This window comes from Stenotrophomonas sp., assembly GCF_059505245.1.
On sequence record NZ_JCACKF010000037.1, the window covers coordinates 207584 to 231141 of the forward strand.

At 64.0% G+C, this 23558-nt stretch carries 28 protein-coding genes; 18 read left to right on the forward strand and 10 right to left on the reverse strand.

Annotated elements, in window-relative coordinates:
- Nucleotides 1–119: 119 nt before the first annotated feature.
- Entirely contained in the window at nucleotides 120–569 is a 450-nt protein-coding gene (locus tag AC5JLE_RS14355; RefSeq protein WP_496065412.1) for a BLUF domain-containing protein, read from the forward strand.
- Nucleotides 570–578: 9 nt separating this feature from the next.
- On the opposite strand, the gene AC5JLE_RS14360 is transcribed toward AC5JLE_RS14355, so the two are convergent.
- Nucleotides 579–809, reverse strand: coding sequence for a hypothetical protein (locus AC5JLE_RS14360; RefSeq protein WP_241883868.1), 231 nt, complete (start codon nucleotides 807–809; stop codon nucleotides 579–581).
- Between the two features lie 225 nt (nucleotides 810–1034).
- Here AC5JLE_RS14360 and AC5JLE_RS14365 point away from each other — a divergent pair, with 225 nt between their 5' ends.
- Nucleotides 1035–2528: an FAD-dependent oxidoreductase gene (locus tag AC5JLE_RS14365; protein ID WP_496065413.1), complete on the forward strand. Its 1494-nt coding sequence runs from the start codon at nucleotides 1035–1037 to the stop codon at nucleotides 2526–2528.
- Between the two features lie 15 nt (nucleotides 2529–2543).
- Here AC5JLE_RS14365 and AC5JLE_RS14370 read toward each other — a convergent pair whose 3' ends face one another.
- The gene (locus AC5JLE_RS14370; RefSeq protein WP_019336571.1) at nucleotides 2544–2966 is read right to left on the reverse strand and encodes a low affinity iron permease family protein; all 423 of its coding nucleotides are present in this window, start codon (nucleotides 2964–2966) and stop codon (nucleotides 2544–2546) included.
- A complete protein-coding gene (locus tag AC5JLE_RS14375; protein WP_049481227.1) occupies nucleotides 2963–3217 on the reverse strand; it encodes a hypothetical protein in 255 nt (84 codons plus the stop codon). Before AC5JLE_RS14375 ends, AC5JLE_RS14370 begins: the two co-directional genes overlap by 4 nt.
- Nucleotides 3218–3488: 271 nt before the next feature.
- On the opposite strand from AC5JLE_RS14375, the gene AC5JLE_RS14380 reads away from it, so the two are divergent.
- Together AC5JLE_RS14380 and AC5JLE_RS14385 are read left to right on the forward strand one after the other, a co-directional pair.
- Entirely contained in the window at nucleotides 3489–6140 is a 2652-nt protein-coding gene (locus tag AC5JLE_RS14380; protein WP_197561102.1) for an excinuclease ABC subunit UvrA, read from the forward strand.
- Nucleotides 6141–6219: 79 nt separating this feature from the next.
- Complete coding sequence (locus AC5JLE_RS14385; RefSeq protein ID WP_496065414.1) at nucleotides 6220–6540, forward strand: hypothetical protein; 321 nt, start codon at nucleotides 6220–6222, stop codon at nucleotides 6538–6540.
- Here AC5JLE_RS14385 and AC5JLE_RS14390 read toward each other — a convergent pair.
- A complete protein-coding gene (locus AC5JLE_RS14390) occupies nucleotides 6537–6818 on the reverse strand; it encodes a hypothetical protein (RefSeq protein ID WP_010485730.1) in 282 nt (93 codons plus the stop codon). The genes AC5JLE_RS14385 and AC5JLE_RS14390 overlap by 4 nt on opposite strands.
- Nucleotides 6819–6971: 153 nt before the next feature.
- On the opposite strand from AC5JLE_RS14390, the gene AC5JLE_RS14395 reads away from it, so the two are divergent.
- The 3 genes from AC5JLE_RS14395 (at nucleotide 6972) to AC5JLE_RS14405 (ending at nucleotide 8076) form a co-directional block, all read left to right on the forward strand.
- Nucleotides 6972–7187: a hypothetical protein gene (locus AC5JLE_RS14395; protein ID WP_044570206.1), complete on the forward strand. Its 216-nt coding sequence runs from the start codon at nucleotides 6972–6974 to the stop codon at nucleotides 7185–7187.
- 56 nt (nucleotides 7188–7243) lie between these two features.
- Complete coding sequence (locus AC5JLE_RS14400) at nucleotides 7244–7513, forward strand: hypothetical protein (protein ID WP_012480276.1); 270 nt, start codon at nucleotides 7244–7246, stop codon at nucleotides 7511–7513.
- A 263-nt stretch (nucleotides 7514–7776) separates the two neighbouring features.
- Nucleotides 7777–8076, forward strand: a complete 300-nt coding sequence (locus tag AC5JLE_RS14405; protein ID WP_012480275.1) for a hypothetical protein — start codon at nucleotides 7777–7779, stop codon at nucleotides 8074–8076.
- Between the two features lie 45 nt (nucleotides 8077–8121).
- Here AC5JLE_RS14405 and AC5JLE_RS14410 read toward each other — a convergent pair whose 3' ends face one another.
- Nucleotides 8122–8433, reverse strand: coding sequence for a hypothetical protein (locus AC5JLE_RS14410; protein WP_010485735.1), 312 nt, complete (start codon nucleotides 8431–8433; stop codon nucleotides 8122–8124).
- Nucleotides 8434–8670: 237 nt separating this feature from the next.
- Complete coding sequence (locus tag AC5JLE_RS14415) at nucleotides 8671–9624, reverse strand: alpha/beta fold hydrolase (RefSeq protein ID WP_197561101.1); 954 nt, start codon at nucleotides 9622–9624, stop codon at nucleotides 8671–8673.
- Between the two features lie 168 nt (nucleotides 9625–9792).
- Between AC5JLE_RS14415 and AC5JLE_RS14420 the strand changes: the two genes are divergently transcribed.
- The 8 genes from AC5JLE_RS14420 to AC5JLE_RS14455 all read left to right on the forward strand — a co-directional run bounded on the left by AC5JLE_RS14420 (nucleotide 9793) and on the right by AC5JLE_RS14455 (nucleotide 17413).
- Nucleotides 9793–10362, forward strand: coding sequence for a TetR/AcrR family transcriptional regulator (locus tag AC5JLE_RS14420; RefSeq protein ID WP_103282336.1), 570 nt, complete (start codon nucleotides 9793–9795; stop codon nucleotides 10360–10362).
- A 62-nt stretch (nucleotides 10363–10424) separates the two neighbouring features.
- Nucleotides 10425–10901 (forward strand): nuclear transport factor 2 family protein, encoded by a 477-nt coding sequence (locus tag AC5JLE_RS14425; RefSeq protein ID WP_064238549.1) that lies wholly within the window; start codon nucleotides 10425–10427, stop codon nucleotides 10899–10901.
- A 79-nt stretch (nucleotides 10902–10980) separates the two neighbouring features.
- On the forward strand, nucleotides 10981–11709 hold the full coding sequence (locus AC5JLE_RS14430; RefSeq protein WP_197561100.1) for a hypothetical protein: 729 nt from the start codon (nucleotides 10981–10983) through the stop codon (nucleotides 11707–11709).
- 233 nt (nucleotides 11710–11942) lie between these two features.
- Nucleotides 11943–12590: an aldehyde dehydrogenase iron-sulfur subunit PaoA gene (paoA, locus tag AC5JLE_RS14435; protein ID WP_014647154.1), complete on the forward strand. Its 648-nt coding sequence runs from the start codon at nucleotides 11943–11945 to the stop codon at nucleotides 12588–12590.
- Nucleotides 12587–13537, forward strand: coding sequence for an FAD binding domain-containing protein (locus AC5JLE_RS14440; RefSeq protein ID WP_241883865.1), 951 nt, complete (start codon nucleotides 12587–12589; stop codon nucleotides 13535–13537). Before paoA ends, AC5JLE_RS14440 begins: the two co-directional genes overlap by 4 nt.
- Nucleotides 13537–15741 carry an aldehyde oxidoreductase molybdenum-binding subunit PaoC gene (gene paoC, locus AC5JLE_RS14445; RefSeq protein ID WP_496065415.1) on the forward strand — a complete coding sequence of 735 codons (2205 nt, stop codon included), beginning with the start codon at nucleotides 13537–13539 and terminating at the stop codon, nucleotides 15739–15741. Before AC5JLE_RS14440 ends, paoC begins: the two co-directional genes overlap by 1 nt.
- Before the next feature lie 8 nt (nucleotides 15742–15749).
- Entirely contained in the window at nucleotides 15750–16811 is a 1062-nt protein-coding gene (locus AC5JLE_RS14450; RefSeq protein WP_496065416.1) for an XdhC family protein, read from the forward strand.
- Nucleotides 16787–17413, forward strand: a complete 627-nt coding sequence (locus AC5JLE_RS14455; protein ID WP_496065417.1) for a nucleotidyltransferase family protein — start codon at nucleotides 16787–16789, stop codon at nucleotides 17411–17413. The genes AC5JLE_RS14450 and AC5JLE_RS14455 overlap by 25 nt, the downstream gene beginning before the upstream one ends.
- 9 nt (nucleotides 17414–17422) lie before the next feature.
- Here AC5JLE_RS14455 and AC5JLE_RS14460 read toward each other — a convergent pair whose 3' ends face one another.
- From AC5JLE_RS14460 to AC5JLE_RS14470, 3 genes are all read right to left on the reverse strand, one after another.
- Nucleotides 17423–17923, reverse strand: coding sequence for a hypothetical protein (locus AC5JLE_RS14460; RefSeq protein ID WP_164109246.1), 501 nt, complete (start codon nucleotides 17921–17923; stop codon nucleotides 17423–17425).
- Nucleotides 17924–18280 carry a hypothetical protein gene (locus AC5JLE_RS14465; RefSeq protein ID WP_164109244.1) on the reverse strand — a complete coding sequence of 119 codons (357 nt, stop codon included), beginning with the start codon at nucleotides 18278–18280 and terminating at the stop codon, nucleotides 17924–17926.
- A gap of 455 nt (nucleotides 18281–18735) precedes the next feature.
- Nucleotides 18736–19491 (reverse strand): tetratricopeptide repeat protein, encoded by a 756-nt coding sequence (locus tag AC5JLE_RS14470; RefSeq protein WP_262217325.1) that lies wholly within the window; start codon nucleotides 19489–19491, stop codon nucleotides 18736–18738.
- Nucleotides 19492–19656: 165 nt separating this feature from the next.
- On the opposite strand from AC5JLE_RS14470, the gene AC5JLE_RS14475 reads away from it, so the two are divergent.
- From AC5JLE_RS14475 to AC5JLE_RS14485, 3 genes are all read left to right on the forward strand, one after another.
- Nucleotides 19657–20373 (forward strand): hypothetical protein, encoded by a 717-nt coding sequence (locus tag AC5JLE_RS14475; protein ID WP_262217324.1) that lies wholly within the window; start codon nucleotides 19657–19659, stop codon nucleotides 20371–20373.
- Nucleotides 20374–20502: 129 nt separating this feature from the next.
- On the forward strand, nucleotides 20503–21099 hold the full coding sequence (locus tag AC5JLE_RS14480) for a hypothetical protein (protein WP_262217323.1): 597 nt from the start codon (nucleotides 20503–20505) through the stop codon (nucleotides 21097–21099).
- A 319-nt stretch (nucleotides 21100–21418) separates the two neighbouring features.
- Nucleotides 21419–23161, forward strand: coding sequence for a hypothetical protein (locus AC5JLE_RS14485; protein ID WP_496065418.1), 1743 nt, complete (start codon nucleotides 21419–21421; stop codon nucleotides 23159–23161).
- Here the strand turns inward: AC5JLE_RS14485 and AC5JLE_RS14490 are convergent.
- On the reverse strand, nucleotides 23139–23285 hold the full coding sequence (locus AC5JLE_RS14490; RefSeq protein WP_496065436.1) for a DUF3653 domain-containing protein: 147 nt from the start codon (nucleotides 23283–23285) through the stop codon (nucleotides 23139–23141). The genes AC5JLE_RS14485 and AC5JLE_RS14490 overlap by 23 nt on opposite strands.
- Between the last annotated feature and the right edge of the window lie 273 nt (nucleotides 23286–23558).

Consider the following 23558-nt stretch of genomic DNA (forward strand, 5'->3'; position numbering starts at 1 on the left):
CCGTCTGTCAGCCCGAACCCAACTGATTCGCAGAATACACAGGGCCGGAACATATCGTCGGCGCGGTTGGCCTATGCTTGCGGTACGGAATCTGGGGGGATTCGCTACAGGAGCAGCCAATGCCGATCAGGGCAGTCGCATACATAAGTGAGGCGGGCCCGGCCGTTGCCGGTGACCCGTTGGGCCTGCGCAGCGGGAAGCTGGACGACCTGGTCGATGATGCCGCCCGCTTCAACCGGAATGCCGGCGTTACCGGCGTACTGCTGTTCGATGGCGCCCGGTTCCTGCAGTACATGGAAGGACCCGAAGATGGCTTGAACGTGGCGTACTCGCGGGTACTCGGTGCTGCAAGCCACACGGGACTGATCGAGCTGCAGCGCGGCAGGGTAGGCAACCGGCGTCTCCCGTTCTGGCCGATGCGCTGGCTGCCGACGCAACCCGAGCAGTTGAAGAGTCTTGCCCGCGCGGACTGGTCAGGGTTCGCCCAGCGGACCGGTGACGATGTGCCAACCGAGACGGCGATGGATGTCCTGGCCAGGTTGGTGGAACCCCATGCCGTCGCAGCGTGATCGATCGGCCTAGCGGCCTCCATAGCGCGCCGCCCAGGGGATCTCGCCGCTGCACGAATCGAGGTGCCCGGTGCGCATCACGCAGTGCAGGCGGGCATCCGGGTCCGCACTGGCAGCGATGTAGTCCAGCGCCTCGGCGAGCATGCGGATGAACTGCGGCTCGGGATAGAACGCCGCCCAGGTCGGCAGCATTTCCTCCAGTTGCGCGATCATCAGGTCGATTTCCAGATGCGTGCTCACTGCCTGGCCCTCCATGCAGCCACGTTAGCAATCACGCTGCAAGCAAAGGGTCGCGGTTCGCACAGGCGACGCTGGCATCGTGTCCATGCGGCACTCACCCCGTCTTGATCCTCACCGCGGCAGTGCCACGCACGTGAGCATTTCCTGCACGGACACGCCACCGCCGTTTCACCCGGCAGGGCGTATCGGGGAAGGCTCTCCGCTGAACCTGCAAGGATCCTTTTCATGGCCGACCCTTCCCCGCGCGCCAGCTTATGGTCAGCTGATTCCGATCCGCACGGCTTCCGCCCGCTCGCCGGGACCACGCGCGCGGACGTGCTCGTGGTCGGTGCAGGCATGACGGGCCTGTTGACCGCCGCCCGCTTGGCCGACAGCGGCCTGGATGTGGTGGTGGTGGATGCCGGCCCCATCGGCGGACGCAACACGGTGATGTCAACCGGCAATCTTTACGCTCCCGTGTCCCGGCTGGCAGACCTGATCGCGCGTTGGGGCGGTGACACGGCACGTCGTGTCGTGCAGTGGCGGCAACACGCGGTGCGTTCCATCGAAACACTGGTCCACCGCTACGATCTGCACTGTGGCTTCGAGCGCGTGGCCATGCAGTACGGCGTGCAGGAGCGTTCGCGCGAGGCCACGGCGCAGTTCGAACGCGAGCTGCAGGCCTACCAACGCGTTGGCCTGCATTGCGAGCACCGCCAATCCGGGCTGCCGTTCACCTTGGGCCACGCTTTCCGCGTTCCCGACCAGGCGCAGTTGCATCCGGCGGCGTTCTGCAGGGAACTGGCCCGTCATCTGGTGGGCCGCGTGCGCATCCACGACTGGACCCGGATCACCCGCATCGAGGCTTCAGCCGGAGTGGCGACGGCCCCTGGTGCCCGCATCCATGCCAGGCACTTTGTGCTGGCCACCCACTCGCCAGCAGGATTCAACCTGGTGCAGGCCGAGATGGAGGTGTACCGCGAATACGGCGTAGCGGTACCGGTGGCCAATCCGCCAGCGGCAGGGATTCACTGGATCGCCGACCGGCACCGCTCGCTGCGCGGGGTGCATGGCGCTGATGGCCGCGACTGGCTGGTGCTGGTCGGTGAGACACATCGCACTGGCGAAACCCCGGCGATGGATCCGGCCCAGCATCTGGTCGCCGACGCGCGTCGCAACTTCAGCGTGCAGGGCGAGCCGCTGTGCTGGTCCGCGCAGCAGTTCCGGGCCGCGGATCAGCTGCCCTACATCGGCAGCAGCGCGCACGACAATGTATGGGTCGCTACCGGCTATGGGCCGGACGGATTGAACTGGGCGGGCGTGGCCGCGCGCGCGATCACGGAGGGAATCACGGGAACGACCAGCGAGATCGAGCAGCTGCTCAGCCCCATGCGCTTTACTCCGCTGCGCTCGGCTGCAGGCTGGGCCCGCACCAACGCCACGGTTGCGCGGCACATGGTGGGCGATCGCCTTGGAACCGCGCCGTCGCGCGCTCCCAGCGAGCTGGGCCGCGGGTGCGGTGCGCTGCTGGACGTGGGCGGAGAGCGCACCGCGATCTACCGCGATGATGATGGCCAGCTGCACGCAATGTCGGCGCTGTGCACGCACCTCAAGTGCGTCGTCCAATGGAATGGCCATGAACGCACATGGGACTGCCCGTGCCACGGCAGCCGCTTTTCCGCCACCGGAGCGCTGCTGGAAGGCCCTGCCAGACAGGGCCTCACACCAGAACAGCTGTAGGCGCAGGCATCCACCTCAGGCTTCGGCGGCTGCATCCGCATCGCAGGGCATGCAGCGCTCCTTCTTGGACTTGATGTCTGCAGCGGTCTTCGCCAGTGCCTCGTAACGCTGGCGTATCTCTTCAAGATGGGCCGGCTCCATCGACTCCAGGTTCAACAACTCCTGGTTGGCGTCCTTGCTCACCCGGATCAGTTCATCCAGCTTGATGTGCAACGCAGCGGTATCGGCGTTCTGCGTATGCTGGATCAGGAACACCATCAGGAAGGTCACGATAGTGGTTCCTGTATTCACCACCAGCTGCCACGTGTCATTGAAGTGGAAGGCCGGCCCGCTGGCAGCCCAGGTGATGATCACCCCCAGCGCTGCGACAAATGCCCCCAGGCTGCCGGACAATCGCGCCGTCGCCGCCGCGACGCGGGCGAAACCGCGCCGGATCACTGGTCACCTCCCGCGGCCTCCTCATCCGTGTGACGGTCTGGCAGTTTGACCCGCTCCCCGAGGCGTTTGGCCTGTTCGTCCGGCGTGGGCGCAGCGACGAAGGGGGAGATCGGGTCACTGGCGGGGAAGGTTTCCTGCAGCGCCTCGTCATGATTGCGGCGGTTGTGCAGCGTCGCCTGCAGCGGACTGACAGGATCGGGGCGCTGCGCCTCCGGGTCCGGATGGGGAAGGTCTTTCTGGTCGCGTTGCATGGTGCATCTCCAGGTTGATCACCACCTCGCAGGTGGCGGGCCCAGCATAGGAATGCGCTGTGAGCGGCCCCATCAAGGGCGGGGCAACGTGATGTCAAACCTTCAGGCAATACGCGTTAACAATCAGCGCGGCGGCGCGGTCTGCGTCGGCCATGGCGTTCTGATGCGGCACGTGGTTGCGCACCCCCTCACGCCATTCACCCCGCAACAGCGAGAATGGCCTACCGGGCGCACCATGCGCGAGCCGCCCACCGATTGCAGGAATGCTGAGATGTCCAACACCCCCTATGGCGAGTCGTCATGTGCTGCCGCAGCCAGCGGCTGCATCGAGGTCCGCGGTGCGCGCGAGCACAACCTGAAGAATGTCGATGTCTCCATTCCGCGCAATGCACTGGTGGTGTTCTCCGGCGTGTCGGGATCCGGCAAGTCCTCGTTGGCCTTCGGCACGGTTTTCGCCGAGGCGCAGCGGCGCTACTTCGAATCCGTCGCACCCTATGCGCGCCGCCTGATCGACCAGGCGGGCGTGCCCGATGTGGATGCCATCGACGGGCTGCCCCCGGCGGTCGCCCTGCAGCAGCAGCGCGGCGCCAGCAATGCGCGCTCCTCGGTGGGCAGCGTGACCACGCTGTCCAGCCTGGTGCGCATGATGTTCTCGCGGGCGGGAGCCTACCCGGCCCACCAGCCCATGCTGTACGCCGAAGACTTCTCGCCCAACACCCCACAGGGCGCCTGCAGCACCTGCCATGGGCTGGGGTATGTCTACGAAGTGACTGAAGCACTGATGGTTCCGGACCCGTCGCTGAGCATCCGCGAGCGCGCCATCGCGTCCTGGCCACCGGCATGGCATGGCCAGAACCTGCGCGACATCCTGGTCACGCTGGGCTACGACATCGATGTGCCGTGGAAGAAACTGCCGAAGAAGGACCGTGAGTGGATCCTGTTCACCGAGGAGACGCCCACCGTGCCGGTCTATGCCGGCTTCACGCCGGCCGAGACCCGTACCGCACTCAAGCGCAAGCAGGAGCCCAGCTACATGGGCACGTACACCGGCGCACGCCGCTACGTGCTGCACACCTTTGCCAACACCCAGAGCGCCCTGATGCGCAAGCGTGTGTCGCGCTACATGGAAGGCAAGCTGTGCCCCGCCTGCCACGGAAAGCGCCTGAAGCCGGAGGCGCTTTCGGTCACCTTTGCCGGTGTGGATATCGGCGAGTTCATGCGGCTGCCATTGGACCAGCTGGCGGCGTTGCTCGAGCCCATCGCGCGGGGCGACTTCAGTGCACACAGCCACGGCGCGCGTTCCAGCAGGCGTGCAACGCCCCGCGATCGCGCCAAGCGGGCAGCAAGTGACCGCGCGACCCACGAAGGCGCACCCGACGTGCGCCTGACCTCAGCCTTGTCTGAGGAAAAGCGCCTGGCGGCACAACGCCTGGCGGGCGGGGTCATGTCGCGGGTACGGCAACTGCGCGAGCTCGGCCTGGGCTATCTATCACTTGATCGCGCCACGCCCACGCTGTCGGCCGGCGAACTGCAGCGCCTGCGGCTGGCCACGCAGCTCAGCTCGTTGCTGTTTGGCGTGCTGTACGTGCTCGACGAACCCTCGGCCGGCCTGCATCCGGCCGACAGCCAGGCGCTGTACGACGCACTGGAACGGCTGCGCGACGGCGGTAACTCGGTGTTCGTTGTTGAACATGATCTGGAGCTGATGCGCCGCGCGCAGTGGCTGGTCGATGTGGGCCCGCAGGCAGGGGAGCATGGCGGACGCGTTCTCTACAGTGGCGAGCCCGATGGCCTGCGCGACGTTCAGGATTCGCGCACGGCGCAGTACCTGTTCGACCAGGTGCCTGCGCCCGCCAGCCGGCAGCGCAGTGTCATCAGCTGGCTGGAGCTGAAGGGTATCCACCGCCACAACCTGCAGGGCGTGGACGCACAGGTGCCGCTGGGGCTTCTGACCGCAGTGACCGGCATTTCCGGGTCGGGCAAGTCCAGCCTGATGGCGCAGGCGCTGCCCGAGCTGATGCTGCTGCACCTGGGGCATGAGCCGGTGGACGACAGCGCCGACAGCACGCCCGCGGATGGGCCGACCGTGATCGAAGCCACGCGGGGCCAGCTGGCCGGCGACGTGGACGCCATCCAGCGCGTAGTGCAGGTAGACCAGAAGCCCATCGGCCGCACGCCACGATCCAATCTGGCCACCTACACCGGCCTGTTCGATCACGTGCGCAAGCTCTTCGCCGCGACACCCGACGCGCGCCGCCGCCGATTCGACGCGGGCCGCTTTTCGTTCAACGTGGCCAAGGGCCGGTGCGAAACCTGCGAAGGCGAGGGCTTCGTCAGCGTCGAACTGCTGTTCATGCCGAGCGTCTATGCGCCGTGCCCCACCTGCCATGGCGCCCGCTACAACGAGGCCACCCTGAAGGTGCTGTGGAATGGTCGCACCATCGCCGAGGTCCTGCAGATGACGGTGGACCAGGCGCAGGCGTTCTTCGCCGAAGAAGACGCCATTGCCCGCCCGCTGCAGTTGCTGCAGGAAATCGGTCTGGGCTACCTGCGGCTGGGCCAGCCGGCCACCGAGCTTTCAGGCGGTGAGGCACAGCGCATAAAGCTGGCGACCGAGCTGCAGCGCAGCCAGCGCGGGCGCACGCTGTATGTGCTGGATGAGCCCACCACCGGCCTTCATGCATCTGACGCGGACAGGTTACTGGCGCAGCTGCAACGGCTGGTGGAGGCTGGCAACACCGTGGTGATGATCGAGCACGACATGCGTTCTGTCGCACAGGCGGACTGGGTGATTGATGTCGGGCCAGGTGCAGGCGGCGCGGGTGGCACCATCGTGGCGAAGGGCACGCCGCAACAGGTGGCCCGCGCCAAGGGAAGCAGGACTGCGCCGTTCCTTGCGCGCGAGCTGGGGCAGGCCAGCTGACGCCATCTCATCCGGGGCTGCGTGCATTCTGTTGTACTGTGGGAGTACTCGCAGCGCCCATCAGCGAGAGGATGGTCAGGTGAACGCTTCCATGCTCCCAAGAATCGTCGGCTTCGATGTCCCGTTGTTGCATGACCGTGTAGACGCATCCACCGACGAAGCCATCACCGCGCTGCTGGATGTGGCGCCGGGCGCTCGCTGGACAGAGATGTTCCTCATCAAGTGCAGGGCACTGGCGTCCCAGCTCCAGCTGGCGGATGTTCGCATTGAAGGCGCCAGGATCTACTTCTACGGATCCATAAGCGATTCCCGTGGACTTGCCGACGCGGTGATGTCCATTGTCCACGTACTGAATGATGAGTTGATGCGCGAGCGGAATCACGCAGCCAGCCGCGCCTAGGCGCAGCCAAGCAGGGACCAGCACCGATCGGCAATCTCCGCTGCGCCAGGATGGCCGCGCAGGCTCGATCGCTTCGCAAGCCTGCCCTGCAGATCGTCGATCCATGCCGACCGGGTGCCATGCGGATCTCTCACATAGATATCGCAGGCAAGCCGGATAACGGGCGCCACTTCATATCGGAAGCTCATCGCGGGCAGGGCGCCCAGGTTGAACGCGATTTTCCAGTGGGCCAGCTCGCGCTCGACGTCGACAACGTGCTTGCTTCTTCCATGGATCATGGCGTTACCCCTTTTCGAAACTCCACTGTACACGCTTGTTGCTGCGGGCCTGTTCATGACCCTTGTTCATATGGGACGCGTCCCCGTACGTTCCCGTAACGGTGACACGCCCACAGTCAATCGGCAGCAGACTTGCTGCGGCGGAGAATCGAAATGAACAGCGTCCCCGAACAGAACAGGAATGACCGCTCCAACGCGTCCGCTGAAGCAGAACAGCCTGCACAGCAGGGGCAGGGCGAGGGGGGCGAACCCGGCGGGGAGGAGCCCGGCAAGCAAGGACAGCAACAGCAGCAGGACAACAAGGATCGCGAGAGCCCGAAGCCAGCGGATGAAAAGAAGGGCGGTCTCGGCGGCGATACCCGCCGCTGAGGAACAGGAGGAGCCGCGCGCCGCGCGGCTGCTTCCGCAGCAGACAGGGAGCGTGCATGTCCGCACAAAGCCAGGCGATCAGCCTGATGACCAAGATCATGTACCAGTGTCGCCCGGAGAAAACCACAACAATGGCGCAATGCCGTTGCTGCCACGCGCCCAGCCCTGGCGGGATGGAGTGCGCACGGTGCCTGACCGGCAGGCTCGGCGATACGATTCACAATCGTGGTGCAGCGTTCGGCTGGCTGGAATCGTTCCGCAGGGTCCAGCAGGACGAAGCACACGTATTCGAATGCGCAAAGCGCGCCGATGTGGCATCTCCCTAGGCGTCGCATCCGGACCTGACATCGCGCAGGCGTATGCTCGAGTCATTCAGGAGCAACGCGATGACTTTTCCGATCTGCATCTACGATAGAACGGGCACAGGGCTCCGGCTGCCTGCGGGATGGTGGATCGACCTTCAGTCCGATCTGCCTGCACTGGTGAAGGGTGCCGCGCGCATTGACCTTCCGCGATCTTCAAAAGACGAGCATCCACGATTGGATCCTGAGGTTCTCACGGATCTCTTCCGGCGCATTGGAGGCTCTCAGTGGCTAGGTTGAATCCAGCCCATTCCCTGGGAGTGCGCTGGCTGTTCTTTCGCCTTCGCAACGGGCAGTCCATCAGTCCGGCCAGGCTGATGTCTGTCTGGTCCGAGGCGGCGGAATCCAACGACTGCGCCGTGCGCCGTGAAATCATCGACGGCGCCGGCTACGTCTACGCCTTGTATGCGCCCAACAGCCTGCTTTCACCCAGGCGCGTGGAGCTGCGCATGAGAGCGCTGCTGGAGGAGGCCGGCTACGCCTTCACGATGGGCAGCCTGGCGGGGCGGCACCCGGGCGACGGCTGAGGCGCGGCGCTGAGGCGCCGGCCGAAGAGTCCATGACAGCCGCTCTCATTCGGGGACACCAGGCTCCAGTGGTTCGTCAGGCGCGGGATCGAAGAGCGCCAGCATCCGCTCACGCCGGCACTGTTCGAGCCAGTGGTGCCATATCTCCACCTCGTCCATCAGCCCCGTGGCACCGCACGCTGGGCACGTGAGCGTCGTGCCCGATGGACTCGTCTTGATGCCCTCGTCCTGAGTCATTGATGAGCGCAAGCCGCAACTCTTGCAGGTGGATCGCAACTGATCGAGGCGAACGATGGCGCCATTGCGCGCAAGAAGGGGCTGGATCGCATGGATCCGGAAGGCATTGGGAGGGTGCATGGCCGTGTCGTCTTGGGCTGGACACGGGAGCAAAGGATTCTGCGCCGGAGAAGAGCCGTGAGGGCGCAGTGTCCTCCGTTGGAGGTTAACCCTTCATCAAAGTGCGGAACACGCTCCATCGTTGGCCTGAAATCCTACGCCCGCAATCGTGCACTGACGCGGCACCTGGCGCTTCTCCGGTGCCAGCCCTGCTTCTGGGAAGGAAGGGCTCTGCCATCACAACAGAGCCCCGGTCACTCACTTTTCCTGCAGGAACGCCAGCAGATCCTGGTTGACCTTGTCCTTGTGGGTGTCGGTCAGGCCGTGCGGCGCACCCGGGTAGACAATCATCCTGGCGCCCTTGATGAGCCTTGCCGATTGGCGGCCTGAGATATCGATCGGCACGATCTGATCGTCGTCACCGTGGATCACCAGGGTAGGAACATCGAACTTCTTCAGGTCGGCGCGGAAATCGGTGGCCGAGAACGCGGCGATCGAGTCGTAGGTGTTCTTGTGGCCGCCCTGCATGCCCTGCGCCCACCATGCGTCGATCAGCCCCTGCGACACCTTCGCGCCTGGGCGGTTGAAGCCATAGAACGGGCCCGACGGAATGTCGCGGTACAGCTGCGCGCGGTTCTCCATCTGTGCCTTGCGGATGCCGTCGAACACTTCGATCGGGAGGCCGTTCGGGTTGTCGGCGGTCTTCAGCATGAACGGCGGCACCGAGCTGATCAGCACGGCCTTCTTCACCCGCCCGGTGCCGTGCCGGCCGATGTAGCGCGCCACTTCGCCGCCACCGGTGGAGAAGCCCACCAGGGTCACATCGTGCAGGTCCAGCGTATCGATCACCGTGGCCAGGTCATCGGCGTAGTGATCCATGTCGTTGCCGTCCCATGGCTGGCTGGAGCGCCCGTGGCCGCGACGGTCATGCGCGATGACGCGGTAGCCATGGTTGGCCAGGAAGATCATCTGCGACTCCCAGCTGTCCGAATTCAACGGCCAGCCATGGCTGAAGGTCACGACCGGGCCGTCCTTCGGGCCCCAGTCCTTGTAGTACAGCTGCACGCCGTCGGCGGTGGTGATGTAGCTGGCGGTGCGCGCGATGGTGGTGACCGGGGCCGGCTTGGCCGGTTCGGCGGCCTGCGCGGACAGGCCGGCCTGGACCGAGAGGGCGAGGGCGGCAACCGCCAGCGTACGGGCGAAGGTGTTCATGCGGGAACTCTCATGGGTGGGTGGTGAGACGTACTTTGCGCCTGTGATCAGGCGCCCGGGTGATGAAGTGTCCGGATTTCTTGATAGATCGTCTTGCATGGATGTGCGCGCCCCCATCGCTCGCGATTGTCTGTTGACAGTGTAGAACGACCGTTCTACCTTGCAGCCATGAGCAAGGTCACCACCGACACCCAACAGAAGATCCTGGCCACGGCCGAGGCGCTGATCTACCAGAACGGGATCCATGCCACCGGCATGGACCTGCTGGTGAAGACCTCGGGCGTGGCGCGCAAGAGCATCTACCGCCACTTCGAGAACAAGGACGACGTGGCCGCCGCCGCGTTGAAGGCGCGCGACGTGCGCTGGTTGGCCTGGTTCCGGCAGGAGTGCGACAAGGCCGACAGCCCGGAAGCGCGCATCCTCGGCATGTTCACCGCGCTCAAGAGCTGGTTCCAGTCCGAGGGCTATCGCGGGTGTGCGTTCATCAATACCGCGGGGGAGGTCGGCGATCCGGCCGATCCGATCCGGCAGATCGCGCGGAATCACAAGCAGAAGCTGCTCGATTACACGCTGGAACTTACCGAACAACTGGATGTGGAGCAGCCGGCGGACCTGGCCCGCCAGTTGCTGATCCTGATGGAAGGCGCCATCACCCTGTCGCGCGTGATGGGTGATCTCGACGCCGCAGACACCGCGAAGGATGTCGCGAAGCTGTTGTTGGAACAGGCCAAGCGTTAGCGCCTGGGTACGCCAGATCCTTTGAAGCAACCCGTGTATCCATTTCGATTGGAGGTCTCCCCGTGTCCGCAGAACAACCCCGTCCGCCGCTTCCTCCGTTCACCCTCGAATCGGCCACGCAGAAGGTGCGCCTTGCCGAGGATGGCTGGAATTCCCGCGATGCCGACAAGGTGTCGCTTGCCTATTCGCTCGACACCCAGTGGCGTAACCGTGCCGAATTCACCAACGGCCGGGAGGAAGCCCGGCAGTTCCTGGCACGCAAATGGAACAAGGAACTCGAGTACCGCCTGATCAAGGAGCTCTGGGCCTTTACCGAAAACCGCATTGCGGTCCGCTACGCATACGAATGGCGCGACGACTCCGGCAACTGGTTCCGTTCCTATGGCAACGAAAACTGGGAATTCGGCGAGGACGGCCTGATGCAGCGCCGCTTCTCGTGCATCAACGACCTGCCGATCAAGGAAAGCGACCGCAAGTTCCATTGGCCGCTGGGGCGTCGCCCGGATGATCACCCGGGGTTGTCGGAGCTGGGCATGTGATTCCCGCTGGGGCGCCTTTCGAAGCGTGCTCAGGTACGATGGGGCGGCCGGCATCTGCGCCGGCCGGGGCAGGGGTGCAATGGACATGCAGGCAGGGGGCGGCGTCGATCCGCCGGCAACGACCGATTCGCAGGAACTGACATTCCACTGGCTCTATCAGCGGGTGCAGGGGCTGGTTGAGCACAGCATCTACCCGAAGGCGGGCAGGGTGGAGACGTGGGCGTTCCGCATCGGCATGGGGGCGGCGGTCATCGGCATTCTCACTGGCCAGCTTCCGGATCGATGGCTGCCTGTTGGCGCAGTGCTTCAGGTGGTTGTTGCCTGCCTGGCAATCGAAATCGGAGGGTTCATTGTCGGTGGCGTCCTGGCCGCCCGCAGAGGTATCCGCCAGTTCAGCCAACCGCGGCTCTCGCACGCCCGGGAGATGGATGAAGACTTCGCTCACTGGCAATCGGTGGTGACCGAGCTTCGCGGATTCCCGCGCGTCCAGCGCGAGCGGCGACTCAAATTCGTCAGCACCCTGCGCACAAACATGATTGAGCGCATGGGCATGATGTATGGCGGGCTGCAGCGGCTCGGGCCATTCCCGCTGTTGATTGCCCTCTACCTGCAGTTCCGCGGATGGAAATGGGGCGACTGGGCGGGCGCTTTCGATGTTGGATTGCTAGGCGCACTGCTTATCTTCGCCATGGTGCTGCTGTACCTGCTGGGCTGGATGCTGATCGGCCTTCGCACCCGGCTGGATACCTACGTTGCCTTGTTGGAGGGCTCCGTCCACGAGCCCGAACCCTCGAAGCCAGCGCCGTGAGAGACAAGCAGAACTGTGAGCCATCCAATGAGGCATGCGCATGGTTCAAGAGTGCCGCGCTGAAGAGTAAAAGTCGCGGTTGCCTGCCTTGGCAGGGTCGCACATTTCGCCGACTTCACAGGCCTGTACCCCGCAGATGGGCATAGTGCCCCTTGGGTAGTGTGAGCGCGTCCATCCAGCCACGGGATTTTCCCGAACGCCAGGAGGTCACTGTGCCAAGTTGTGATGAAGGAATGAAGTTGACGCGTCGCCAGGTGATCGCCGGCGGCGTCACGACCGTGGCAATGTCCGCCGCACCGGGGGCGTCATCGCTCGCCGCCGAACTGGCGACGCCCCCGCCGCCCAGGCCGCCGGTCATCAGCACGGTGGCGTTGACCGTCAACGGCAAGCGGCGGGAGCTTGAGCTCGACACCCGGACCACGCTGCTCGATGCGCTGCGCGAACATCTGAAGCTGACCGGGACCAAGAAGGGCTGCGATCACGGTCAATGCGGTGCCTGTACCGTGCTGGTCAACGGTGAGCGCATCAATGCCTGCCTCAGCCTGGCGGTGCAGCACCAGGGTGATGCCATCACCACCATCGAAGGCCTCGGAACCCCCGATGACCTGCATCCGATGCAGGCCGCCTTCATCAAGCATGACGGCTACCAGTGCGGGTACTGCACGCCGGGGCAGATCTGCTCGGCGGTGGCGGTACTGGACGAGATCAAGCGGGGTGTCCCCAGCCATGTACAGGCAGACGTCAGTGCACGGCCCCGCGCCACCAACATGGAAATGCGCGAACGCATGAGCGGCAACCTCTGCCGCTGCGGTGCCTATTCCAACATTGCCGAGGCGATGGAAGAGGTCGCTGGCGTGACCTCTGCAGGGAGGCGCTCATGAGGGCCTTCAGTTACGAACGCGCGAAATCCCCAGCCGAGGCCGCCAAGGCCGTCGCTGGTACCGAGGGCGCGAAGTTCCTGGCCGGAGGGACCAACCTGCTCGACCTGATGAAGCTTGAGGTCGAGACGCCAGCGCACCTGGTCGATGTGCAGGACATCGGCCTGGACAGGATCGAAACCACCGACGAGGGCGGCCTGCGCATCGGCACGCTGGTCACCAATACCGCGCTGGCCTCGCATGAGCGCGTGCGCCGCGACTACGCGGTGCTGACCCGCGCGATAGTGGCAGGCGCCTCCGGGCAGCTGCGCAACAAAGCCACCACCGGCGGCAACCTGCTGCAGCGCACGCGCTGCCCGTATTTCTACGACCCCCATCTGCCCTGCAACAAGCGCCTGCCCGGATCAGGCTGCGGCGCGCTCGAGGGATTCTCCCGGCAGATGGGCGTGATCGGCACCTCGGACAGCTGCATCGCGACCTATCCGGGCGACATGGCGGTGGCCCTGCGGGTGCTGGACGCCTCGATCCAGACCGTCAGCGGTGACGGCAGTACGCGCAGCATCCCGATTGCCGATTTCCATCGTTCCCCCGGCGATAGGCCGCAGCAGGACAACGTGCTGCAGCGCGGTGAGCTGATCACCCACGTCACGCTGCCGAAGCCCCTGGGCGGTCGGCACGTGTACCACAAGGTACGTGACCGCGCGTCCTATGCGTTCGCACTGGTGTCGGTCGCCGCGGTCGTGCAGCGAGACGGCTCGGCGCGGTTCGCCTTCGGTGGAGTTGCGCCCAAGCCGTGGCGCGTCGAGGCAGCCGAACCGCTGCTGCGCGACGGCGTAAAGGCCGCGGCCCTGCAGGTGTTCGCCGGTGCCCGTCCCACGCGGGAGAATGCGTTCAAGATCGCGCTCGCCGAGCGCACCCTCGCAGCCGTGCTGGTGGAAGGAGAGCGCTGATGCCCCTTGAATTCAACGCCCCCGCCGGCGACAACCTGTTCGACAAGGCCAAGGTCGTCGGCAAGTCGACGCCGCGCATCGACGGTCCACGCAAGACCACCGGCACCGCCCCCTATGCCTACGAGCGCCATGACGTGGCGCCGAACCAGGCCTACGGCTACATCGTCGGTGCGGGCATCGGCAAGGGGCGCATCATTTCGATGGATGCCTCCCGCGCACGTGCCGCGCCCGGCGTACTGGCGGTCATCACCGCACCGGAAACCAAGCCGGTCGGCAAATCGAACTGGAACAACGCGCCGTTGTTCGGCGGACCCGAAGTGGCCCACTACCACCAGGCCATCGCCTGCGTGGTGGCAGAGACTTTCGAGCAGGCCCGCGCCGCCGCGGCGCTGATCCGCACCCGCTACGAGCGCAGCAAGGGCCGCTTCGATTTCCCGGCCCTGGCACCGACCGCGCCGCTGGCAAAGGGGCGTGACGGCAAGCCCGACCGGCAGGCGCTGGGCGATTTCGACACCGCCTACGCGAGCGCCGCGGTCAAGCTCGACGAGACCTATCACACCTCCGACGAAAGTCATTCGATGATGGAGCCGCACGCCACCATCGCCGCCTGGGAGGGTGACACGCTCACGCTGTGGACGGCGAACCAGATGATCGACTGGGCCAGGCAGGGCATGGCGGCGATCCTCGGCATCGATCCTGCCAAGGTGCGCGTGGACTCGCCCTATGTCGGCGGCGGCTTCGGCGGCAAGCTGTTCATCCGTGCGGACGCGGTGCTGGCCGCGTTGGCGGCCAAGCAGGTCGGGCGACCGGTGAAGATCGCGCTGCAACGCCCGTTGATGCCCAACAACACCACGCACCGGCACGCCACCCTCCAGCGCGTGCGGATCGGCTGCGGAAAGGATGGCCGGATCTCCGCCATCGCCCATGAGAACTGGTCGGGCAACATCAACGGCGAGGATGGCGAAAACGGCACCCTGCAGACGCCCAAGCTCTATGCAGGCGCCAACCGTCTGATAGCCAACTACATCGCCACGCTCGACATGCCCGAAGGCAATGCGATGCGCGCACCGGGCGAAGCGCCGGGCCACATGGCGCTGGAAGTGGCGATGGACGAAATGGCCGAGAAGCTGGGTCTCGACCCGATCGCGTTCCGCATCCTCAACGAGCCTGAGGTCGTGCCCGGCGATCCGTCCAAGAAGTTCTCCGACCGCAATCTGGTGCGCTGCCTGCGCGAAGGCGCGGAGCGCTTCAACTGGAACAAGCGCAACGCCCGGCCGGCGCAGGTCAGGGAAGGGCATTGGCTGGTCGGCATGGGCGTGTCCGCGGGCTATCGTGGCGCACCGACGATGAAGTCGGCGGCGCGGGTCCGGCTTGACGGCCAGGGCGGGGTGATTGTCGAGACCGACATGACCGACATCGGCACCGGCTCCTACACGATCATCGCGCAGACGGCAGCCGAGACCATGGGCGTGCCGCTGGACCAGGTCCAGGTCACCCTCGGTGACTCCCGTCATCCCGCCTCCGCCGGTTCCGGCGGCCAGTGGGGCGCGGCAAGCTCCACCGCGGGCGTGTACGCGGCGTGCGTCAGCCTGCGCCGCAAGGTGGGCGAGAAACTCGGCTTCGACGGCGACACCGCAGACTTCGCCAATGGCCGCATCCAGGCGGGTGGGCGGACCATCAAGCTGGCGGAGGCGGGCACGCTGTCGGCGGAGGACGGCATTGCCTTCGGCGACTTCAAACAAGGCTACGACGTCGGCACCTATGCAGGGCATTTCTGCGAGGTCGCCGTGCATGCCTACACTGGAGAAACGCGCATTCGCCGCATGCTTGCCGTATGCGATGGCGGCCGGATCCTCAATCCGCTCTCCGCACGCAGCCAGGTCATCGGCGGGATGGTGATGGGTGCGGGCGCGACCCTGATGGAGGAGCTGGTGGTCGACAAACGGCTTGGTTTGTTCATCAACCACGACCTGGCCGGCTACGAGGTTCCCGTGCACGCCGACATCCCGTACCAGGAGGTGGTCTTCCTCGACACGCTGGATCCGGTGATCTCGCCGATGAAGGCCAAGGGTGTGGGTGAACTGGGCATCTGCGGGGTTGGCGCCGCGATCGCCAATGCGATCTACAACGCAACCGGCGTGCGCGTGCGCAGCTATCCCATCACCCTGGACAAGCTGTTGCCCGGCTTGCCCGACATAGGCTGACGTTGCGCATGGACCGACCCGTAGCCTCGCCCACTCTGGAGGTCTCCGCCGCAGGCGGAGGGGAGCCCGGCGATCTTGCCGAGGACCTGTCCGCAGCGCCGGGCTTCCTCACCGAGGGCAGCCCGCGCGGCGTACTCGAGACGGCCTTGACGCGCATGCGCGCGGGGGAGCACGCCGTGCTCGCGCTGGTGCTGGAAACCGATGGCTCCACCTACGCCGGTGCCGGCGACATGGTGCTGTTCTACAACGGCAGCCAGGTCGGCTGGCTGAGCGGCGGATGCCTGGAGCCCGAGCTCGCGCGACGCGCGGAGCAGGTGAGCGCGGCAGGGCGGGTCGACTGGATCGAGATCGACACCCGCAGTGACGACGACCTGTTGAGCGGGTCCGCGCTCGGCTGCCGCGGCCGGCTGCGGATTGCGCTGCTGCCGTTGCGTGCCATGGCCGGCATCGACAACGTCATCGAGGTCTGGCTCCGCGAGGGCGTGTCACTCCAGCGCGACCTTCGCACGTCGGGGCAGGTCGCTTTCCGCGCCGGCAATTGCGAGCAGGCATGGCAGCTGCATCCGATGGACGGGGCGCAGCCCTTTGGCGAGGGCGCATGGCGTTTGCCGTTGCCCCGGCTTCCGCGGGCTCTGGTGCTGGGTGGCGGTCCAGAAACGCCCTTCCTGGTTCCGTTGCTGCGGGGACTGGGATGGCGGGTCAGCGTGGCCGAACGACGAGCGCGCTGGTCCTCAGCGGGGCAGGGCGCCGATGCACAGCTCCAGGTGAGCCCGGCCGAGGCCCTTCATGCCGACCCGTGCGACGCGGTACTGGTGATGCACCACGACTTCGAGCTGGACCGCGAGGCACTGGTGGCCCTGACCGATACCGAGGTTGCCTTCATTGGACTTCTGGGGCCGCGGCGAAGGCGCGAGGACCTGTTCAAGCTGCTGACACCGGATCAGCGCCACCGCCTTTCCCCCAGACTTCGATCACCGGTCGGCCTGGACATCGGCGGCCGAGGGCCAGAGGCGATTTCGCTCAGCATCGCCGCGCAGCTGCAGCAATGGCGAAGCGCGCACGGCAGGTGACTGACGCGCATGCGGTCATCGTGCTTGCTGCCGGCGGGAGCACCCGACTTGGCCAGCCCAAGCAGCTTCTGACCCGGCAGGGCGAGACCCTGGTACACCGCGTAGTGCGGCTAGCGCGGGAGCTCGCGCCAGCGCAGGTCCTGGTCGTGGTGGGCGCGAACGCACAGGGCGTGACATCCAGCATTGCCGGGCTGGATGCCACTCCGGTAACCAATCACCACTGGGAGCGTGGCCTGGCGAGCAGTCTGCAGGTTGCCGGCGCACACCTGCTGCCCACGGTGACCGCGGTGATGATCGTGGCATGCGACCAGCCCGCAATCGAGCGCTCCCATCTGCAGGCGCTGCTTTCCGGTGCCCGCGCCGCAGCGTCAACGTGCGCGGGCACCCGCCACGGAAATGCGCTTGGCGTTCCCGCAGTCGTGCCGCGCGCCTGGTTCACCCCTGTCGGTGCATCCGGTGACCGCGGCTTCGGAGCGCGCCTGCGGCAACTTCCTGTCGATACGGTGCATGTCCTGCAGGCACCGGAACTGGGCCTGGATATTGATACGCCAGAAGATCTTGCGCGTGCGCGCGATGCGGGCTGGATCGATGCCGGGAGGTGACCCGCATGGTCACTTGGCCAATGCCTGTCGCGCAGGTGACCAGTGCGGGCCACATCGCGCGCCCTCAGGCACCTCGCCCCCGAACATCTGCAGCACCCGATCCAACAGAACAGGTTCCGGCACGTCAGCCAGCACCTGCTCCAGATAGCCCACCGGCTCCAGCTGCCATTGAAGCAACGTACCAAGCTGCACAATGGCGGGCGCCCGCTGCTCCGCGTCCAGTGAGACCTGCAACAGCAGATGGTGCGAGCGCCCCTCCAGCCACAGCACGGGTATGCCCCGGCAATGAACCTGGAACTCGGCATCTCGGCGCCGCTCGACGAACTGGAAGCCCTGTCGTGGCCGAGAGTCCACGAACTGCATCGCCTGGCGGCGCAGTTGTGAGAATCGATCGTCGTTGATGCTTTGGAACGCGACAGGCGAGGGCGCCGGCGTCGCCGGCCACTGCGCCTGTGCCGCAACCACCACCACAAGACAGAGCGCGTTGGCCGCCCAGCGGCACCACGCCACTCAGCCCTCCGGATGCAGTCGGGTACTGGCGTGTGCGGTAAGGCCGATTCCGGCCATGATCAGGCCCTCCATGACGCGCGGGCCAACGTACTGTTCCAGTTCGCCGTTCTCGCGGGCGCGCTGCGCGGCCAGCAGGATCTCCAGCACCACCCGAAGGCCGGCCAGCGAGCAATCGGTGTCCGCCAGGGCGATGCGCCGGCCGGGCATCTGATGGCGTTCCGGCCACGGCTGACCATCGGAGGCGACACCGGCGCCGATGCTGTGCAGCAGGGCGATGAGCGTGTTCGGGTCCAGCGCGGGGCTGTTCGCGCACGCGTCGTGGATCGGGTGCGGGGCAGGGGAGTGGGGCTGGGTCATGGCTGGGCTCCTTGCGTGCATGCAGAAGCCGCCACCGATAAAGGTGGCGGACGGTGCGAGGTTCGAAACCCGGTGTTCGCTAAACCGGCAGGCACAAGGCCTCCACGCACCGCCCGCCATAGCCGGCCGACGGATTGCCAGCCGGCACCACACAGGGTGATGCCGGCTGGCAAGCGTTTACTTCAGCGAACTACCGGGGTTTCGAATCCCGGCCACCTGTTTTCGGTGGCACGGAGAGGAATACGCCCGGCTGTGCGCGATGCCAATGCAGTAAGGCCGATGCCGTCACCACATTCAACATTTTCAGAATCGTTGCATATGGCGCAACGGCGCTGGAGCCTTGCGCCGCAAGGCTGTCGGCGATTTCGGCGGTGCACGCCTGACGAGTGTCGGCATCCGCCCGGCGAGGCCGTGAACGAGGCGGATGCGACAGGGTTGCCAAAGGCCGCCAGGCGTCAGTAGCCCTTCAACGCGACCTTGGTCCGCTCCAGCCATGCGGCATTGTGGCTGCGTGCGTGACGCGACCAGTGCTGGGCATCATCGATGATGCTGGCGAACAGGCTGCGGGCCTGCTCACGATCGTCGGGCTGCGGCTGTGCCATCAACCACTCGCCATACAGGCAACGGGCGGCCGCATCGTTTCCGCATTCCACGGCTCGCTCGAACGCGGCACGGGTGCCGGGCGCTTGGGCAGCCGCCAGTGCCTGCGCGTAAAGCAGGGTCTGTTCCGGCTTGCGGCGCACATCCGGATGGCGGGCGAACAGGCCGTCCAGCGTCTCCGCCGCAAGCGCGGGCTGCCCGGACTCGAGGCGGGCACGGGCAAGGCCGGTCAGGATGTAGGGATCGTCGCCCAGCGGCGAGCTGGCTGCCTGCTCAAGCAGGGTCCTGGCTTCCTCGGCCTGGCCGGCAGCCAGCAGTGCCATGCCCAGGCGAACCCGATTCTGCACGGTGGGCGTACGCGCCAGTTCGGCACGCGCGTTGCGCAGGTCCTGGCCCGGGTCCATGAGCTGCTTGGCGGAGCGGATTGCCTGCCGCGCGCCGCGCGAGTTGCGGGCTTCCGGGAAGTAGATCGCCAGGAAGTAGACGATGCTGCCTAGCAGTGGGAAGGAGAAGAGCAGGATGAGCCAATAGAGGCTCTGGCCCGAGCGGATGGCGTGTACCGCGAAGTAGATGGCCGCCAGTACGTGGAGTCCGATTCCGATATAGGGCATGTGTGCCGCCTCGTCCTTGTGAGGGGTGGAACTATAGTGGGGGTGGGGTGGGGCGCCAATGGGCGGGGTGATCGGGCGTGACGCGTCACGTTAATAGGGTGGGTTCTGCGAGGTGGAGCGCTGCATGCCACTATGTGGCGGGGCTGCATTGATGGAAGGGGATACATGGAACGTACGCAGAAGACGCTAACGATGGCTGATGTTGCTGGATGGGGTTCGGCGCTCGTCACGTTTGGATTGATTCAAGGCGCCTTCTACCTGAAGGCGTATTGGGGCCACTTCGGCCTGGATCCCTTTCAGTTTGTTGCGGTGAGTGAGCTTGCGCTGGCAGGGCTTGCGGGGATCGGCATGGTGTTGTTCTTCATACTGATTGCGCTGCTGCTTGGAGGGTGGGTCGAGGGGAAGGTGACAACGACGCCGTCCCAAGCCAATCTGCTGATGTGGCTGATCCTGACTCTTTGTCTTGTTGGAATGGGTGCCTTGCTTTGGTGGTCAAATGCCTGGCCCGTTTTGATAGGTGTGGCGCTGACGGGCATATGTGCAATGGCAGTACGCCTGTCTCCAGTGTTGCCGGCCGCCGTGAAGGAGTCGCCCTGGCTGGTCTATGCGCTCGTGATGATTGTCTATGTCCCGATCTCGTCAAACTGGCTTGGCTTCGAGCGCGCCAAGGCGATTACTTCTGGCGGCAGCAAGTACACGGTCAATGTGACTATTGATGAGAATGTGCAAGGCGGCCTGGGCCTAGTGGGGCGTTTGGGTGATAGCTATGTGCTTTGGGACCCGGTACAGAAAGCTGCAGTTCTTATGCCAGTGGAAGACGTGAATAGGCTGGAGATTGCGCAAAAATCCGTTCCGCCTGCCAAATCAGCTCAGTCGCGATAGGGGATTTTATTGGGAGTGTCGAAGACATCATGTTTCAAGCCGACTGCGCTGGTACGGGGAATAGGCCAGAATCAAGGCTTGAGATCGCACTTGGCCGACGACGCCACTGACTGATGGCATTTCCCGTTGATGAACTCTGCAATGGGTGACAATCTAGCTGGAACTACCTCAGGCCTCAAACGGATGATCGAGTCAACTTATTGGCGGCAAGAGCTGCGCGCAGAAGTGCTGTGGCTTAAGCGGCATCGAAATTATCGAAGATGGTCCGAGAAGCAGCTGGTCCTGTATGAACGCCGTCTAATGCTAGTAGCCTTCCAGGTCCGCTCCTTGCTTGAGCGCCCCAAGGTCAACGATTGTGCTCGAAGCGTTCGACTACCTGCAATTCGCTACAAGAAGATCGGCATCAAGCCATTCACATTTTTAGGCGCAGGATTTCCGGAAGATGGATTTGATATTGCGAACCCTGAGGCTGTTGATCTAGGCGTTCTCGATGTTTGCAATCAGCTTATTCACTACTACTGGATGCAGACATGGTCAGAGGGCACTGAATTCAAGGGCATGCTCGTCTTCTCCGACTACATGCGGCACAAGTGGGCCTACGAATTCTTGATCGAAGACCTTATATGCATCTTCAGCGTATTTGCTGATGAATCGTCTGCGGCCACCAGTATCAGCTTTGAGTGGAACGAGAAGAGGCAAGACTACGTGACTCACTTCGCTCGTTGATGGCGAGTGGCACGGCACCTAGCCATTGCTCCGCAGCATCTCTTCTTTACTCACCTTTAAGGCAATAGGCTCTTAGCTGGGCAGGGAAGTCCTGGCCGGGCAGGGGGTTAGCAAGATCTATCGGGGTAGGTAAGGGGCTCTGTCGAACCGTAGCAGACAGGCCACTCTGAGGGCTCGAGGCGATCGGCGTTTTGGGGATGAGCGCCTATCGCGCCCTTGAGGAATTTATGGCGGCGCGTTCTGGCTATCTTTTGTTGCAATGAAGGCCTGACACGCGATAGTTGGACCGAAGGCTTACGTCATTCACAGAGAGGGGGCGATGATTAAATCTGTAGCCATAGAGAACATTAGGGGCATCAAGGACTCCACGTTTCAACTCGACATTATTCCTAACAAGCCTTCACTCCTTGTCGCTCCAAATGGATTCGGCAAAAGCTCGCTTGCCGCGGCGTTCGCCGCGCTCAAGACCAAGAGGTTAGAGCTTCCAAAAGATCAGTTCCACCTTGGAGATGAATCGCTCGCCCCAAAACTGACCCTCACGATTAGGAAGAATGGCGAAATTTCCACCCTCGTTGCAGATGGGGGCTGCAACGGAATTGCGGCATCCTTTGATGTCCATGTGATCGCCAGCCGGCTTCGGGCGAAGGTCACCAAGCACAACTTAGGCAGGTTCACGACCGCAACAGCGTCACTGGATATCAGCGACTTGGTGCTGGTCCAGACCATTCCCGCCAAGGCAAAACACGCCTACGACGTAACGGAGATGCGCACTCGCTTTGGGCCATCCGGCAAGGCCTTCCAGAACCTCAGCAAGACACTCGGGAACCCAGCGCTAGCCGACGGCTTGATTGATCTGTATGGCGTGATGGACAAGATGACGGGTGTCCGCATTCAAAATGACCTAGAAGAGGTAACTGCGTTGCTTCAGGCTCAGGCCGGAACCGTCGACGAAATACGAGCATGGGCTAGTGATGCCCTCGCGCTACGCCTTGAAGCGATCGACGCCGTCAAGGCGTTGGCTGATCTCTTGGCAATGGCTGCCGGCCCCGCCCAAGCCCGTATCGACGCTCTGCTCTCGGGCCTGCAAGTGGCGCTGACCTACCTGGGTAACAAGAAGGCCTTCAAGGAAGCGTGCAAGTATCTCTCGTATGTCAACGAAAAGGAGAGCTTTGAGGACATCATCAAGGCGTTCGGTTCCACATGGAAGAGGGTCAGGCCTGCTGAGCGCAATGGGAGTCTCGTCGTCTCCTTCCCGCCAGCCCTGCATATATCTAATGGCCAGCGTGACTCTCTGTGCTTTGCGGCGGAGCTGAGGAAGATTGAGCGATCCATCTCGTCGCGCGACATCATCCTCGTTATTGACGAGGTGTTTGACTACCTGGACGACGCCAATCTCGTAGCGGTTCAGTACTACATCACCAGGCTTATCAAGAAGGTCCGCGAGAAACAAAGGAACATGTATCCATTGATTCTTACGCACCTGAATCCTTACTACTTTAAGAACTTCACGTTCGCTAGTCAGAAGATCTATTTCCTAAAGAAGTCCAAACCGACCATCAACAAGGACTTTCGCGCCCTTATCGCAAAGCGTGAAGATCCATCCATTAAAGAAGACATTGGCCGCCATTATCTGCACTATGATCCGTCGCCGGTTGACGTAACGGCACAGTTCCAGGCTCTTGGCCTGAAGGAGTCCTGGGGAGATTCGATCGCATTTCATGCTTACACAGAAGCGGAGTGGAACAAGTACGTCAACGAATCGGACAACTATGATCCATTTGCCGTCTGCTGCTTTGTTCGTGTCAGAATTGAGAAGATTACCCATGACGCGATCCAAGGTCAGGCTCGGAAAGCGGATTTCCTCGACAAGTTCATGACGAAGAAGAAGCTGGATTTTGCCGTCGAGAACGGCGTCGACGTTGACGACACGATCTACCTCCTGGGAATTATCTACAACGAGGGCATGCACGTTCACGAAAACGTAGATGACAGTAGCCCCATTGTTTCTAAGCTGGAGAATCGGACTATTCGCCATATGCTCATCGAGAGCGTAAGGGAGTAAGCCGCTCTTGTGCCTGGCAGGCGGTGAGCGACAGCGAGGCCAGATATTCGGGAAGCAGCTCGCGGCCTTCGGGCGTGATCAGACGATCACCGAGGACAGAAAATCCAGCCCAAGGGCCGGTCAGTCAATGCGGTGGTGCGGGTCGAACTCAATCATGCCGCGATCTCATCCTTGGCCGGGGATTGAGGGCGCAGGCAAGAGCCGAGCCAGAGGCCCAGCCATTGCCACGCAGAGGAGACGAACGCCGCAACAGCCCGACACGTCATTTCGCATAATGTATATTATGTTCTAGCCAGACTGGCCCGGGCGACCGGCCGCCCGGGCCCAACCCGCGCTGCAGGCTCCCCCTTCAAATGGCCGCCCCAACACCGGCAGAACCGCGCCCCACACGCCGAGC